A 13,227-nucleotide genomic window follows, 5' to 3' on the forward strand; every position below is an offset into this window, starting at 1 on the left:
ACGAGACTGGTGATGTTCGCTAGTAACTCTTATAATAAGAGTGACTACGGAGGCAAGCGGTTTTTCTCTTCCCGGTGCGGCGGCGTTGCCGCGGGGCGGGACCTGTTGAAACGGCCGGCGCCGGCCACTAATGTTGCTCTCATGATGAGAGGCGGCCGAAATGTCCGGCCGCCGGGAAGGGTTCGATGCGCTCGAAAGGTTTTGATGGAATGGTCTGCTCGATTGCCGGCGTGACGGCGGCGATCGGCGACCGGTGGGGCATGCTCATCCTGCGCGATCTCGTGTGCGGCATCCGCCGCTACGAGGATTTCCGCCAGTCTTCGGGTGTCACCAACGCAACGCTGAGCGACAGGCTCAAACATCTGGAAGCCAACGGCATTATCGAGCGGCGGCGCTACCAGGTGAACCCGGAGCGGTTCGAATATCTTCTGACGCGCAAGGGCTGGCAGATCGCGCCGCTCATGCCGGTGCTGGCCGAGATCGGCGATCGCCTGGGCCTGTCGGGTGCTTCGGGGCCGCCGATGGCCTTCGTCAACCGCAGGACGGGCGGCGAGATCGGCTGGGGTTTCTTCGACCGGACGACGGGCGAGCAGGTGAGCCCCGTCGATCTCGAGATCCGGCCGGGGGAAGGCGCCGACGAGCATGTGCGCTGGCGGCTCTCGCACGAGGCAAACCGTCGTCAGGCGCTGGAGGAAATCCTTGGCCGCGCGGGCAATGCGCCGGCCGGGCAGGCGGCAAAACCGGGCACGTGAGCGCGCGCGGGCGCCGGGGTCATTGACCTTGAGCCGCTTGCGGGCGCTAATGGGGCAGCATCGTCACGGCTTGCGGGCAGGGAGGACGCCATGCTGCTGAAAGGCGAACGGACCTTCGTGGTGCGCGACATGGGCGGCTTCATCGTGCATGTGAACATGCCGGGATGGGTGAAGCCGAAGCCTGCGGATCACGGCCACGGGCCGCTGGCGATGGTGGCCGAAACCATCCTGCATCCGGGCCGGCTGGTCGCCATGCACGAACACCGCAACGACGAGATCATCTCCTGGGTGCCCGACGGGGTGATGCGCCACGAGGACAGGGCGCGCGGGCGGCTTACCTGCGACAGCGGGCACCTGATGGTGATGAATGCCGGGCGCAGCTTCTGGCATTCCGAGGAGACGCTGGCTTCCGACCCGCCGCTGCGCATGCTGCAGATCCTGGTGCGGCCGGAGGCGGTGGATCTCGAACCCGGCATCCAGCATGGGCCGGTGCCTGACTTCGCGCCCAATCGCTGGCGGCATCTTGTCGGGCGGCAAGGGGGCGATGCGCCGTTTTTCGTGCGCAACCGTATCGATCTGTTCGACATCAGGCTGCAGGCCGGCGCACGGGCGGACTTTCCGCGCAGGCAGGGCTGCGACCTCTATTTCTATATGTTCAGCGGCGCGATCCTTGCCGGCGGGCAGGCGTTCGGCGAGGGCGAGCAGGGACTGCTCCTGTCGGACGAGGCGCTGATGGCGCAGGCGACGGGCGCCAGCGTTGTGGTCGCCTTCCTGATCGATCGCGCAGCGACGGTGATGCGGCAGGGGACGGTGGGCGACCACAGGAAAATCCCGCCGCCGGTCGTGATCCGCCTCCTCAAACGATGGCAGAGGTTGAAGCGGCTGTGGCGGCCCCGGTGAGGGACGGGCGGGCTCAGCCCCAGTATTTGACGGCATAGACGACCGTCATGAGCGCGCCGGTGAGGATGACGAACCAGCGCACGATCACGGCCGGCAGGACGCGCACGAGGTAGCCGCCGAGATAGCCGCCGGCGAGTGCGCCTGCGAGCATGAGCAGCGTTTCCGGCCAGCGCACCGCGCCTTCGGCGATGAAGATGAGGATGGCGGCCATGCTGACGGCGGTGGCGAGCAGGTTTTTCAGCGCCTTGACGCGCCTGATATCGTCGGGATCGGCAATCGAAAGCACCGCCGTCAGGATGACGCCGAGGCCGGCGCCGAAGAAGCCGCCATAGATCGAGGAGAGGCCGAGAATGGAGAGGCCGAGGCCGCGCGAGGGTTCGGCACCGCCGCGCCTTGCTTCCGCCCAGGCGGCAATGCGCGGCGAGAAGAGGAAGAGCAGGGTGGCAATGCCGATCAGGGCCGGAACCGGCAGCACGAAGAGCCGCTCGGGCAGGGCGAGCAGCAGCAGCGCGCCGACGGCGCCGCCTGCGAGACAGACGAGGATGGAGAGCCAGAGCTTCGCATCGAGCGGCAGCAGCTTGCCGCGGTCGGCAAGCACGGCGAGCAGGTGGCCGGGCACGATCGCCACCGCGTTCGAGGCATTGGCGGTGACGGGCGGCAGGCCGGCGGCAAGCATGGCGGGGAAGGTGAGCAGCGTCGCGCCGCCGGCGAGCGCATTGATCACGCCGCCGGCCATGCCCGATACAAACAGCAGCAGAACGATCCCCGGCGTCATCGGCCAGCCCTCCATCTCCCCGATCGTCCATCGATGCGCCGGCGGGCCTTGCAGGCACAAGCCGCCGATGGCCGGAAGGCGTTCGGGCGGCGAAATATTTCGGGGGCGGGGCGCCGGCGATGTTCGGGTGGACGCTGGCGCTCGATCCGCCCGCCGTCCGGCGGCTCCTTGCGACCTGTCGGAAAGCGGAAGGAAGCCGATGTTATCGCAAACGGCAGGTTGCAAAGCCGGCGGGGGAAATGCTAGGCGGGCGTTTCGGCTTCGGGGGAGGGCAGCATGGCGGCTTTGAGCGGCAGAAGCACGGTCGGGCGATGACGACCCGTATCTTCGTAATCAATCTCGACCGGTCGACGGACCGGTGGAACGCGCTCTCCGGCCAGGCCCGCGCCCTGCGGTTCGACCTCGTTCGCATTGCCGGCATCGACGGGCGGGAGATTGCCGCCGACCAGCGCGTGGGCTGCGACGAGCGCGCCTTCGAGCGCAATAACGGCCGCTTCGTGCTGCCGGGCGAATATGGCTGCTACCGCAGCCACCTGAAAGTGCTTTCGACCTTTCTGGAAACGGGCGAGGCGGCCTGTATCGTCGTCGAGGACGATATCATCCTGTCGGCCGATCTCGTTTCGCGCGCCGAGGCGGCGCTGGCGGCGGTGCCCGAGGCCGACGTGATCAAGCTCTTCAATCACCGCACCGTCGGCTTCCGGCCCGTCGCCGTCTCGGCGCTCGGCGACGAGATCGGCCGGGCGACGCATGGCCCGCAAGGCTCGGCCGCCTGCTACGCGGTGACGCGGGCGGGCGCCCAGCGGCTTCTGAAGATGATCGTGGTCATGCGCTTTCCCTGGGATATCGAACTCGAGCGCGGCTGGGCATCCGGGGCGCGCATCTATACGACGCGCGCCAACGTGACCGCGGTCAGGGAGGGCGGCTCGAATATCGGCACGCGATCCGTCTACAAGGCGAGCAAATTCGTCTGGTGGAAGCGATTGCCGACCTATGCGATCCGCATCGCCGAAACGATGCGAAGGATCAACTACGCGTTGAAAAAATAAGGCAGCCTTGTCGATATCGGCCGATAGCGGGCGTTTTGCCCTCGCAATCTGCGCCGGCACGGGCGAAACTGCCCGTGTGGATTCGATGCGAGGGAACAGTCGGGATGCCTTGCCGGCGAGGGCGACAATGGTCTGGGGACGGGCGATGACGAAGCCGGTGCTTTCGCTGCAGCTGTTTTCGATGCGCGGGCTTGGCGATCTTGCCACGCAGCTCGAAAAGGCGGCCTGCGCCGGTTTTGGCGCGGTCGAGCCGCTCGAAGGGCAGTTGCGCGATGCCGACAGCCTGCAGGCCGGGCTTGCCCGCAACGGGCTTTCGGCGCCATCGGCCCATGTCGGGCTGCAGGCGCTGCGCAGCGAGCGGAAACGTTTCGTCGAGGCCTGCCGGCAATGCGGCATCGGCCAGCTCTTCGTTCCGCATCCGGCGCCGCTGGTGGCGAAGGAAACGAAGGGCGCCTGGCAGAGGCTCGGCCATGAGCTCGGCGCGCTGGCGCAGGAGATGCAGGGCGAGGGCATCGCGCTCGGCTATCACAACAAGACGGCGGGCTTCGAGCGCACGATCGGCGGGCGTTACGGCTTCGAGCTGATGTTCGAGGCGGCCAGGGGCAGCCCGCTTGCCTGGCAGGCCGATATTGCCTGGCTGGCGCGCGCCCAGCCCGATGCGGCCGAATGGATCAGGCGTTATGCCGGCGTGCTGACCTCGGTACATGTGAAGGACCAGGCGCCCGACGACAGGGACAGGGACCCGGACGAGGACGGCTGGGCCAATGTCGGCTCCGGCGTGCTGCTCTGGCCGTCGCTCTGGCGGGCGGCGGTGGCAAGCGGGGCGCGGCTCTTCGTCGTCGAGCACGACAATCCGCGGCTGCCCTTCGAATTCGCGGCGCGCAGCTATGCCTATCTCAGCCGGTTCCTGACGTAGGGCGCTGCCGTCAATCGCGCGGCAGCCTGCCGAGCAGAAGCTGGTTTCCGTTGCGGTTGCCGCAGCCGCTGCATTTCAGGCGCGAGCCGATGCGCGCCAGCGACAGGTGCCTGCCGAAGCGGTAGGCGAGCGTATGCCGGTCGATCGGCGTCTGGCGCTGGCAGGCCGGACAGCGGGCGTGGATGACATACCATTGCGGCAGGGTGGTGAGCGTTTCCCTGTCGATCTCGACGGCATCGCAGCCGTCGACGAGATCGATGCTGCGGCGGTGTTTCATCGGCGGTCAGGGGCGGGACGGTCGAAGGACGGCCGCCAGCCGCGCACCATGCCCCGGCTGATCGCGCCCTCGGCCAGCGCAAGCTGGCAGCGCAGGTGCCGGCAGTCCTGCAGCAGCGTGGCGATGGCGGCCCTGGCATCCTCGTCGTGCCAGGAAAGTACTGCCTCGACCTCCCAGCTCAGGTCTTCGTTTGCAGTCAGGTCGGTCTCGGTCCTGGGGGCCAATTGCGGACGCATGTTCTCATTCTCCTTGCAGAGCATTTCAGTTCCAGATTGTCGGGATGGCGGCCGCAGCGCCACGAATGTTCCTATTATGTTCTCATTTTGACGGGAGTCAAGGGCGCTCGTCCGGCTTGCCGCGGCAAGGGCGGAACGGGAGGGGATTTGCCGGTCGTGGTTTGCAGGCGGCGGGCGAAAGGGGCAGGATGGGTTGCGGCGAAAGACGGGGAGAGGCGGTGCGCGGATGCTGATCGGCACATGTCATTGCGGCAGGGCGGGCTGGACGCTGGAGGGCGATCCGGGCTCGATCACCGCGTGCAACTGCACGCTCTGCCGGCGCTACGGGACGCTCTGGGCCTATGATTACGAGGGCGAGCGCATCTCCATGCGCGGGGAGACCGCTTCCTATACGCGCAGCGGCCGGGAGACCTCGTCGCTGGAAATCCTGTTCTGCCCGACCTGCGCCTGCGTCGTGAGCTGGCGGGGGCTGAGGCTCGACAGGAACGGGCGCCGGCGCATGGCGGTCAATGTGCGGCTGGCGCCGCCGGACGAGGTCTGCGACCTGCCGATCGACCATTTCGACGGGCTGGAGACGTTCGACGACCTGCCCTCCAGGGGGCGGTGCGTGCGCGACCTCTGGTTCTGACCGGAAAACCCGCAAGGCGGGCGCCTGCGCGGCAGCGGAAAGGCGGCGCCTTTCGCGGGGCGGGCCTCAAGTATAATTCCTTTTATAGCCCGAAATTTCACCCGTTCGGGCTATTATATCATCTTTTATGCTGTGACGGCTGTAATAGTAAACCCGACATGTTTGCGATAAAGGTGGAATCCTGAAATTGAATTCAGGATGTATGTGAAAGGTTACTTTCGAGTTCCTTGCGTATCAAAGCCGAAGGGAAACCATGAGGATTTATTCCCTGTTCATCGCGTTTCAGCTCAGCCTGCTGATGTGGGGCGGCGCCTATATCAGCGCCCGGGAAATCTATCAGAGCCTGCATGCCTCCCGGCCGTTCGACATTTCCTCGATTCCGCAGGAGGTTCGCAGCGACCCGCAATGACGCCCGACCGCAACAAGCCGGTTCAGGTGCGGCGACCTGGACCGAAACCGCTCCACCATCGTCAAAATCCGAAAACACCGCCACTGTGAGATCGCTGAATTCCCTCCTGCTCGTCTATCTTGGTCCGCCGCTGTTTACGGCCGCGATGCTGCTCGTCTTCGTCTCGTGGTTCAGCCACGGGCCGGCCGATCCGGGCGCGGATTTGACGAGCGGCGTGCGAAAGGGCGGCAGGCTCGGCGGCCACAGCGAAATGTTCCGGTGATCGGGATGTCTTGCCGCGCTTGCCGGCGGCAAAATTGAGAAGGGCCACCAAGTGGGGCCCGGCGACCCTTCTCCTGCTGGTAGGTGCAGCATCCAGCGAGGGCAAAATACAAGCAGTAGCTGTTTTCGATAGTGACCGCGGTCACAAGCCGGCAATATTTTCTAGCGGAAGCTGAACCGGGCCGGTGCTGCTATCGCGTGAGCGAGCCGTTGCGCAGTTTTGCGCGAGAGGGTTTTGTCTGGCGCATGTCGTTGCCGCAAAACCGCTGCACACTTTTGCGCGACATGCTTTTGTCTGACGCATGTCGTTGTCGCAAAACCGTTTCACACTTTTGCGCGACATGCTTTTGTCTGACGCATGTCGTTGTCGCAAAACCGCTGCACACTTTTGCGCGACATGCTTTTGTTCGCGCATGTCGTTGTCGCAAAACCGCTGCACACTTTTGCGCGACATGCTTTTGTTCGCGCATGTCGTTGTCGCAAAACCGTTTCACACTTTTGCGCGACATGCGTTACGGACGCTCGGCCATGACGAGCAGGAGGAATGCGGCAAGGTCGCGCCAGCGGGCGAAACGAGGGGTCTTGCCGGCTTCGGCGTCCGGCTGCGGTTCGCCGATCCGGCTGATGCGGAATCCGGCGGCGATTATGGCGTTCAGGTAATCGCTCAAGGTGCGCGGAAAACGGGGGACGGCGAAGGGCCTGATCTCTTCGTCGGCCGGCCGGCTGCCGAAACGCCATTCTTCGGTGAAGCTCGTGCGGTCGAAATAGCGCGAGACGCAAAGGGCGGTCGCAAGGCCGGCCTCGTTCTTCTGCCAGGCGAGGCCCGGCGTGATGAAGCAGGGGTGCAGCACGCTGAAAGCGAGGAAACCGCCGGGACGCACGAGGCGATAGGCTTCCCGCATGGCGGCGCCGAAATCCGGGCCGTCCATCAGCGCCATGGTGGAGACGACGGCATCGAAAGACGCGTCGGGAAAGCCGGTATCGGTGCTGTAGGAGGCGACCTTGTAGGCTATGCCGAGAGGATGGGCTTCTTCGGCGGCCCGCGCATGGCCGATCATGCGCTCGGAAAGGTCGATGCCGGTCATGCGCGCGCCCATCTGCGCGAAACGGCGGGTATTGGTTCCTTCGCCGCAGCCGAAATCGATTACGTCGAGCCCGGCAAGCGGGGGCAGGAAATCGACGAAAGCGGGAAAGGTGAAGATCTCGCGATAGGTGTCGTAGCCCTGCCGCACGTCATGCGTCCACTGGTCGGCATTGCCGTTCCATCGCGCCGCCACGTCCTGCAACATTTCGTCGGTCATCCTTATTCCTCCGCTCCGATTCACGCAGCGGGAGGATAGGGCGCTTTGCCGCCGGCGCAATGGCGGGTTCGAACCAGGCTCCAGAAGCTTTCGGCAATGGCGCTCATGCGCGCCCGCGGGCGGACGAGCACGATCGCGACCTCGACGGCCCAATCGGCCGATCCCGCCGCGGCCAGCCTTCCGGCCGGCCCCATCTCGTCGGCCGCCAGGCTTTCCGGTATCCAGGCGATGCCCTTTCCCTCCACGGCGAGCGCTTTCAGCGCCATTGCCAGATGCGAGGTGAAGGCGGTCGCAAGGTGCAGTTCGCCCCTGCGGGCGGAGAGGGCCGACGACAGGATGCGGCCCATTCCGGACGTTTCCTCGAAGGCGAGATGCGGGACGGGGCGGCCGGCGGCCTGCGAGAGCGTGTGGAGGGGCTGGCCCTGCCTGTCCCTGCCGCTGACGGGGATCAGGCGGTCGCTCGCAAGCGCCACCTGCTCGAATCCGTTCCTGTCGAGACGGATGCTGCTGTCGCGGTGGTCGTGGCAGAGCAGGAACTGGGCGCGGCCTTCCGTCATGATGCGCTCGCACTCGTTCATATTGTCCGAGAGCAGGCGGATCGGCATCGTCGACGCCTCATGGCCGAGCGCCTGAATCCAGCCGGGGAAGAAGATGAAGGAGAGCGCGTGGGTGGCGGCGAAGGTGACGGTCGAGCCTGCCGTTCGCATCTGCGCGAGATCGCGGCCGACGCGCTCCAGCCGCGCGGTGATATCGTTGGCCGCCTCCAGCATGGCCTCGCCCGCCGGCGTCAGCTTCAGCCTGTGCGTCGAGCGGTCGACGAGTTCCAGGCCGCACCAGTCTTCCAGCGATTTGATGCGGCGCCCGAAGGCCGGCTGGGTGATGTGGCGCTTTTGCGCGGCCCTGGAAAAATTCAGCGTTTCGGCGAGAGCCTTGATATCGGCGAGCCAGGCGGTATCCACGATGGTCTGTTCCGTTTCCGTCATGCTTGAAGAGCATTGATTGAACGGCATTGTGGCCCGGATTTCAAGGCTGTTGGCGGCCATGAGCCGGAAATCGGCTGTGCCGATCCGGCACTGAAGGAACCCGGATCGGCATTGGACGGCAAGGGCGGGATTCGCCTAGAATCCTGCCATGTGAATGCAGCGGGAGACAGCAATGCGCATCATCGATATCCGCGAAGTGACGAAGCCGATCGCTTCGCCGATCCGCAACGCCTATATCGACTTCAGCAAGATGACGGCGAGCCTGGTGGCCGTCGTCACCGATGTCGTCAGGGACGGGCGGCGCGTGGTCGGCTACGGTTTCAATTCCAACGGCCGTTACGGGCAGGGCGGGCTCATCCGCGAGCGGTTCAGGGACCGCATTCTGGAAGCGGCGCCGGAAAGCCTTGTCAACGATGCCGGCACCAATCTCGACCCGCACAGGATCTGGGCGGCGATGATGAAAAACGAAAAGCCCGGCGGGCACGGCGAACGCTCGGTCGCCGTCGGCACGATCGACATGGCGGTGTGGGATGCGGTTGCCAAGATCGAGGGCAAGCCGCTCTTCCGGCTGCTGGCCGAGATGAAGGGCAGGGAGGCGAACCCGAAGGTCTTTGTCTATGCGGCCGGCGGCTACTACTATCCCGGCAAGGACAATAGCGCGCTGCGCAAGGAGATGCGCAGCTATCTCGACCGCGGTTATACGGTCGTCAAGATGAAGATCGGCGGGGCCTCGATCGAGGAGGATCGCGGCCGCATCGAATCCGTGCTGGCGGAGATCGGCTCGGCGGCGCAGCTTGCCGTCGATGCGAACGGCCGCTTCGATCTGGAGACGGGCATTGCCTATGCCAAGATGCTGCGCGACTACCCGCTCTTCTGGTACGAGGAAATCGGCGATCCGCTGGATTACGCGCTGCAGGCGGCGATCTCGGAATTCTACGACGCGCCGATGGCAACCGGCGAGAACCTGTTCTCGCATCAGGATGCGCGCAACCTGTTGCGCTATGGCGGCATGCACGCCGACCGCGACTACCTGCAATTCGACTGCGCGCTCTCCTACGGGCTTGTCGAATATCTGCGCACGCTCGATGTGCTGCGCCAGTTCGGCTGGTCGCCCGCCCGCTGCATTCCGCATGGCGGCCACCAGATGTCGCTCAACATCGCCGCCGGCCTCGGCCTCGGCGGCAACGAAAGCTATCCGGATCTCTTCCAGCCCTATGGCGGCTTTCCCGACGGCGTCGCGGTCATCGACGGGCACATCACCATGCCGGAACTGCCGGGCATCGGCTTCGAGGGCAAGTCCGACCTCATCAAGGTGATGCGAGAACTGGCGGAGTAACGGAGGCGATTGACGGGGCGCAAAATTGCGGTTAGCTCTTGCCCCATGAAAATCGCAATGGTTCTCGTCGTGGTGATATCGCGCATGGGCAGGACGGTGTAACCGTCCGGCATCAGCCACCCATGCGCCGAACACAAGGTCCCTGACGGGGCCTTTTTTTGTGCCCCGTCGCAACCCGATCACCCCATCAACGACGGAACAATTGCCATGACCGGCGATAAGGCCAACTATACCCGAAATTCCTCCAATCCTTCTTCTTCCACCGCTTTGATGAGCGGCGGCGAGATCGTTCTGCGGTCGCTCCGCGACAATGGCGTCGAGCACATTTTCGGCTATCCCGGCGCCGCCGTGCTGCCGATCTATGACGAGATCTTCCAGCAGGATCAGATCAAGCATCTGCTGGTGCGCCACGAGCAGGGGGCGGGACATGCCGCCGAAGGTTATGCGCGCTCGACCGGCAAGGTCGGCGTCATGCTGGTTACCTCCGGGCCGGGCGTCACCAACGCGGTGACGGCGCTGCAGGATGCGCTGATGGATTCCATTCCGCTCGTCTGCCTGACGGGGCAGGTGCCGACCACGCTGATCGGCACGGATGCGTTTCAGGAATGCGATACGGTCGGCATCACGCGGGCCTGCACCAAGCATAATTTCCTCGTCAGCCATATCGACGATCTGGCGAGGACGATCCATCTCGCCTTCAGGATCGCGACGTCCGGCCGGCCGGGGCCGGTTCTGGTCGATATGCCGAAGGACGTGCTGTTTGCGAGCGGGCTCTATGTCGGGCCTGAGACGGTTTGCCTGCCGGCGCGCTATCGGGCGGGGGCGGAGCGCAACCGCGAGGCGATCGCGGCCGCGGTTGCGCTGATGGCGCAGGCCAGGCGGCCGCTCCTCTATACCGGCGGCGGCATCATCAATTCCGGGCCGGAGGCCTCGCGCCTGCTGCGGGAACTGGCGGAGCTGACGGGCTTTCCCGTCACCTCGACGCTGATGGGGCTCGGCGCCTATCCGGCATCCGGGCCGAACTGGCTGAAGATGCCGGGCATGCACGGCTCCTGCGAGGCCAATATGGCGATGCACGATTGCGACGTGATGGTGGCGATCGGGGCGCGGTTCGACGACCGCGTGACCTCGCGCACCGACAGGTTCTCGCCGGGGTCGCGCAAGATCCATGTCGATATCGATCCGTCCTCGATCAACAAGAACGTGCCGGCCGATATCGGGATTGCGGGCGACGCGGCCGACGTGCTTGCCGGGATGATCGAGGCCTGGCGGGCGCTTGCAGAGCCGCCGCGGCGGGAGCGGCTGGAGGCGTGGTGGGCGCAGATCGAGGGCTGGCGGGCGCGACAATCCTTTGCCTACGAGATGCGCCGTGACGAGATCATGCCGCAATATGCGCTGGAGCGGCTGCATGCGCTGACGACGGGCCATGACCCTGTCGTCACGACCGATGTCGGCCAGCACCAGATGTGGGCGGCACAGCTCTTCGGCATCGAGGGGCCGAACCGGTGGCTGACCTCGGGCGGGCTCGGCACGATGGGATACGGGCTGCCGGCGGCGATCGGGGCGCAGATCGCCCATCCGGGGCGGCTCGTCCTCGGCATTGTCGGCGACGGCTCGGTGCAGATGACGCTGAAGGAGCTTTCGGCGGCGATGCAGCATCAGGCGCCGGTGAAGATCTTCATTCTCAACAATGCCCAGCTCGGCATGATCCGGCAATGGCAGCAGATCCTGCACGGCAACCGGCGGGACCGGTCCTATAGCGCCTCGCTGCCTGACTTCGTCAAGCTGGCGGAAGCCTATGGCGCGGTCGGCCTGCGCTGCGAGCGGCCGGACGAGCTGGATGACAAGATCCGGGAGATGATCGCCATCGACCGGCCCGTCCTCTTCGACTGCCGGGTGGCGGCGCTCGAAAACGTCTATCCGATGGTGCGCAGCGGCCGGCCGCATAATGACATGCTGTTTGGCGAGGATGTGCGCGCGGCGGAAGCGGAAGGCGAATTCGGCTTCGGCCAGGGGCTGGTCTGATCGCATCGGCGGATCGGCCGGTGCCTTCAGGCGCCGGCCGGTCAATCCCGGCCGATGGGGGCGCCGAGCGGGTAGAGATGGCGGTAGGGGCGGGCCTCGTCGAGGGCGCGGGCATAACTCGGGCGCTGCAGCAGACGGGCGCGATAGGCGCGGGCATGTTCGAAATGTTGCGCCATCGGATGCGCCCAGTCGGCATAGAGCAGGGCGGGGGCTGCCGAGCAGTCGGCAAGGCTGAAGCTCTCGCCCGCCGCCCAGCGGCGGCCCTTCATATGCCTGTCGAGAATGGCATAGGCGGTTTCCAGCGCCTGGCGCCAGCGGACATAACCGTCATCCGGCTCCATTTCCCGGCCGAGCGCGGCGTTGACCATGCGCTGCTGCGGATATTGGGTATAGTTGTCGAAGAACCGGTCCCACATGCGCACCCTGATGGCGGTTGGCCCATCGCGCGGGATGAGCGGCTGCTCGCCGGGATGCAGCATATCGATATATTCGATGATGCTGGTGGCTTCGAAGATGAAGTCGCCGCCATGTTCGAGGACCGGGAACCGCCGGATCGGCCATTTTGCCGCAAATTCCGAGGCGACCGGCTCGCTGCCGTCAAGAAGCTTTACCTCGAAGGGCAGGTTCTTCTCGTAAAAGGCGGTCTTCGCCTTCTGGCAATAGGAGGAGAGCGGGTGCAGGTAAAGGACGAAGGGCATTCCTGATCCTCATCTGGCGAGCACGACATGCATGGCCTGCTGCGTCGTTTCGTGGGATTTGACGGAAAAACCGAGCGCCGGCAGATCTATGCCTTCGAACATGGCTTCGCCCCGGCCGAGGACAACCGGGGAGATGGCGAAATGCATCTCGTCGATCAGGCCGGCCTTGAGATATTGGCGCACGGTGCTGACGCCGCCGCCGATCTTCACATCCTTGTCGCCGGCGGCACGCTTGGCCTTTTCCAGCGCTTCCTCGATGCCGCCGGTGACGAAATGGAAGGTCGTGCCGCCTTCCATGACGATGGGCGCGCGGGCGTAATGGGTGAGGATGAAAGTCGGCGCATGATAGGGCGGGTTCGGCCCCCACCAGCCCTTCCATTCCTCGTCAGGCCATTCGCCCCGGATCGGGCCGAACATGTTGCGGCCGAGGATGAAGGCGCCGAAGCCCGCCATGCCGGCCGCCCCATATCTGTCATCGGTATCGGTCGTGCCGTCGTCCTTGCCGATCATGGCGCGGAAGGTGCGGGTGGGGAAGAACCATTGATGCACCGCCATGCCGCCCTTGCCGAGCGGATTTTCAAGGCTCTGGTCGGGGCCGGCGCCGAAGCCATCAATGGAAAGGGAAAATGCAGCCACGCGTACACGGGTCATGTCAGCCTCCATCTGATTGCATTTTGAAATTGG

At 65.2% G+C, this 13,227-nt stretch carries 16 protein-coding genes; 9 read left to right on the forward strand and 7 right to left on the reverse strand.

From position 1 onward, the window contains the following. Positions 1-185: 185 nt before the first annotated feature. On the forward strand, positions 186-752 hold the full coding sequence (locus tag ACFPWW_RS26395; protein ID WP_377314000.1) for a winged helix-turn-helix transcriptional regulator: 567 nt from the start codon (positions 186-188) through the stop codon (positions 750-752). Between the two features lie 90 nt (positions 753-842). Next, positions 843-1,652, forward strand: a complete 810-nt coding sequence (locus tag ACFPWW_RS26400; protein ID WP_377314002.1) for a pirin family protein — start codon at positions 843-845, stop codon at positions 1,650-1,652. 13 nt (positions 1,653-1,665) lie between these two features. Here ACFPWW_RS26400 and ACFPWW_RS26405 read toward each other — a convergent pair whose 3' ends face one another. Beyond that, a complete protein-coding gene (locus tag ACFPWW_RS26405) occupies positions 1,666-2,427 on the reverse strand; it encodes a sulfite exporter TauE/SafE family protein (RefSeq protein WP_377314004.1) in 762 nt (253 codons plus the stop codon). A gap of 311 nt (positions 2,428-2,738) precedes the next feature. Here ACFPWW_RS26405 and ACFPWW_RS26410 point away from each other — a divergent pair, with 311 nt between their 5' ends. Continuing rightward, the gene (locus tag ACFPWW_RS26410) at positions 2,739-3,473 is read left to right on the forward strand and encodes a glycosyltransferase family 25 protein (protein WP_377314006.1); all 735 of its coding nucleotides are present in this window, start codon (positions 2,739-2,741) and stop codon (positions 3,471-3,473) included. 145 nt (positions 3,474-3,618) lie between these two features. Beyond that, complete coding sequence (locus tag ACFPWW_RS26415) at positions 3,619-4,389, forward strand: sugar phosphate isomerase/epimerase family protein (protein ID WP_377314008.1); 771 nt, start codon at positions 3,619-3,621, stop codon at positions 4,387-4,389. A gap of 10 nt (positions 4,390-4,399) precedes the next feature. On the opposite strand, the gene ACFPWW_RS26420 is transcribed toward ACFPWW_RS26415, so the two are convergent. Continuing rightward, positions 4,400-4,666: a hypothetical protein gene (locus ACFPWW_RS26420; RefSeq protein WP_112571425.1), complete on the reverse strand. Its 267-nt coding sequence runs from the start codon at positions 4,664-4,666 to the stop codon at positions 4,400-4,402. After that, positions 4,663-4,902 (reverse strand): hypothetical protein, encoded by a 240-nt coding sequence (locus ACFPWW_RS26425; protein ID WP_112571557.1) that lies wholly within the window; start codon positions 4,900-4,902, stop codon positions 4,663-4,665. Before ACFPWW_RS26425 ends, ACFPWW_RS26420 begins: the two co-directional genes overlap by 4 nt. Positions 4,903-5,128: 226 nt before the next feature. Here ACFPWW_RS26425 and ACFPWW_RS26430 point away from each other — a divergent pair, with 226 nt between their 5' ends. The 3 genes from ACFPWW_RS26430 to ACFPWW_RS26440 all read left to right on the forward strand — a co-directional run bounded on the left by ACFPWW_RS26430 (position 5,129) and on the right by ACFPWW_RS26440 (position 6,201). Beyond that, positions 5,129-5,530, forward strand: a complete 402-nt coding sequence (locus tag ACFPWW_RS26430; protein ID WP_112571427.1) for a GFA family protein — start codon at positions 5,129-5,131, stop codon at positions 5,528-5,530. Between the two features lie 253 nt (positions 5,531-5,783). Next, positions 5,784-5,939, forward strand: coding sequence for a hypothetical protein (locus ACFPWW_RS26435; RefSeq protein WP_377314010.1), 156 nt, complete (start codon positions 5,784-5,786; stop codon positions 5,937-5,939). A gap of 85 nt (positions 5,940-6,024) precedes the next feature. Beyond that, on the forward strand, positions 6,025-6,201 hold the full coding sequence (locus ACFPWW_RS26440; RefSeq protein ID WP_162703055.1) for a hypothetical protein: 177 nt from the start codon (positions 6,025-6,027) through the stop codon (positions 6,199-6,201). A 511-nt stretch (positions 6,202-6,712) separates the two neighbouring features. On the opposite strand, the gene ACFPWW_RS26445 is transcribed toward ACFPWW_RS26440, so the two are convergent. Together ACFPWW_RS26445 and ACFPWW_RS26450 are read right to left on the reverse strand one after the other, a co-directional pair. Continuing rightward, positions 6,713-7,501: a class I SAM-dependent methyltransferase gene (locus ACFPWW_RS26445; protein WP_112757869.1), complete on the reverse strand. Its 789-nt coding sequence runs from the start codon at positions 7,499-7,501 to the stop codon at positions 6,713-6,715. A 20-nt stretch (positions 7,502-7,521) separates the two neighbouring features. After that, a complete protein-coding gene (locus ACFPWW_RS26450) occupies positions 7,522-8,460 on the reverse strand; it encodes a LysR substrate-binding domain-containing protein (protein ID WP_112759516.1) in 939 nt (312 codons plus the stop codon). A gap of 196 nt (positions 8,461-8,656) precedes the next feature. On the opposite strand from ACFPWW_RS26450, the gene ACFPWW_RS26455 reads away from it, so the two are divergent. Beyond that, complete coding sequence (locus ACFPWW_RS26455; protein ID WP_112759512.1) at positions 8,657-9,820, forward strand: mandelate racemase/muconate lactonizing enzyme family protein; 1,164 nt, start codon at positions 8,657-8,659, stop codon at positions 9,818-9,820. A gap of 207 nt (positions 9,821-10,027) precedes the next feature. Continuing rightward, entirely contained in the window at positions 10,028-11,845 is a 1,818-nt protein-coding gene (locus ACFPWW_RS26460) for an acetolactate synthase 3 large subunit (protein WP_377314012.1), read from the forward strand. Positions 11,846-11,886: 41 nt separating this feature from the next. Here the strand turns inward: ACFPWW_RS26460 and ACFPWW_RS26465 are convergent, their stop codons facing one another. Both ACFPWW_RS26465 and ACFPWW_RS26470 read right to left on the reverse strand, forming a co-directional pair. Beyond that, a complete protein-coding gene (locus ACFPWW_RS26465) occupies positions 11,887-12,543 on the reverse strand; it encodes a glutathione S-transferase family protein (protein WP_377314014.1) in 657 nt (218 codons plus the stop codon). Between the two features lie 9 nt (positions 12,544-12,552). Further along, positions 12,553-13,194, reverse strand: coding sequence for a dihydrofolate reductase family protein (locus ACFPWW_RS26470; protein WP_377314016.1), 642 nt, complete (start codon positions 13,192-13,194; stop codon positions 12,553-12,555). Positions 13,195-13,227: the final 33 nt, after the last annotated feature.

The sequence above is a fragment of the Rhizobium sp. GCM10022189 genome (assembly GCF_042656325.1).
Lineage (GTDB): Bacteria > Pseudomonadota > Alphaproteobacteria > Rhizobiales > Rhizobiaceae > Rhizobium.

Bases quoted from the DNA above. Each gene is read 5' to 3' on its own strand.
- ACFPWW_RS26460 (WP_377314012.1), top strand. From the start codon at position 10,028: ATGACCGGCGATAAGGCCAACTATACCCGAAATTCCTCCAATCCTTCT.
- ACFPWW_RS26465 (WP_377314014.1), bottom strand. From the start codon at position 12,543: ATGCCCTTCGTCCTTTACCTGCACCCGCTCTCCTCCTATTGCCAGAAG.
- ACFPWW_RS26415 (WP_377314008.1), top strand. From the start codon at position 3,619: ATGACGAAGCCGGTGCTTTCGCTGCAGCTGTTTTCGATGCGCGGGCTT.
- ACFPWW_RS26425 (WP_112571557.1), bottom strand. From the start codon at position 4,902: ATGCGTCCGCAATTGGCCCCCAGGACCGAGACCGACCTGACTGCAAAC.
- ACFPWW_RS26400 (WP_377314002.1), top strand. From the start codon at position 843: ATGCTGCTGAAAGGCGAACGGACCTTCGTGGTGCGCGACATGGGCGGC.
- ACFPWW_RS26405 (WP_377314004.1), bottom strand. From the start codon at position 2,427: ATGACGCCGGGGATCGTTCTGCTGCTGTTTGTATCGGGCATGGCCGGC.
- ACFPWW_RS26420 (WP_112571425.1), bottom strand. From the start codon at position 4,666: ATGAAACACCGCCGCAGCATCGATCTCGTCGACGGCTGCGATGCCGTC.
- ACFPWW_RS26395 (WP_377314000.1), top strand. From the start codon at position 186: ATGCGCTCGAAAGGTTTTGATGGAATGGTCTGCTCGATTGCCGGCGTG.
- ACFPWW_RS26435 (WP_377314010.1), top strand. From the start codon at position 5,784: ATGAGGATTTATTCCCTGTTCATCGCGTTTCAGCTCAGCCTGCTGATG.
- ACFPWW_RS26445 (WP_112757869.1), bottom strand. From the start codon at position 7,501: ATGACCGACGAAATGTTGCAGGACGTGGCGGCGCGATGGAACGGCAAT.
- ACFPWW_RS26455 (WP_112759512.1), top strand. From the start codon at position 8,657: ATGCGCATCATCGATATCCGCGAAGTGACGAAGCCGATCGCTTCGCCG.
- ACFPWW_RS26470 (WP_377314016.1), bottom strand. From the start codon at position 13,194: ATGACCCGTGTACGCGTGGCTGCATTTTCCCTTTCCATTGATGGCTTC.
- ACFPWW_RS26410 (WP_377314006.1), top strand. From the start codon at position 2,739: ATGACGACCCGTATCTTCGTAATCAATCTCGACCGGTCGACGGACCGG.
- ACFPWW_RS26430 (WP_112571427.1), top strand. From the start codon at position 5,129: ATGCTGATCGGCACATGTCATTGCGGCAGGGCGGGCTGGACGCTGGAG.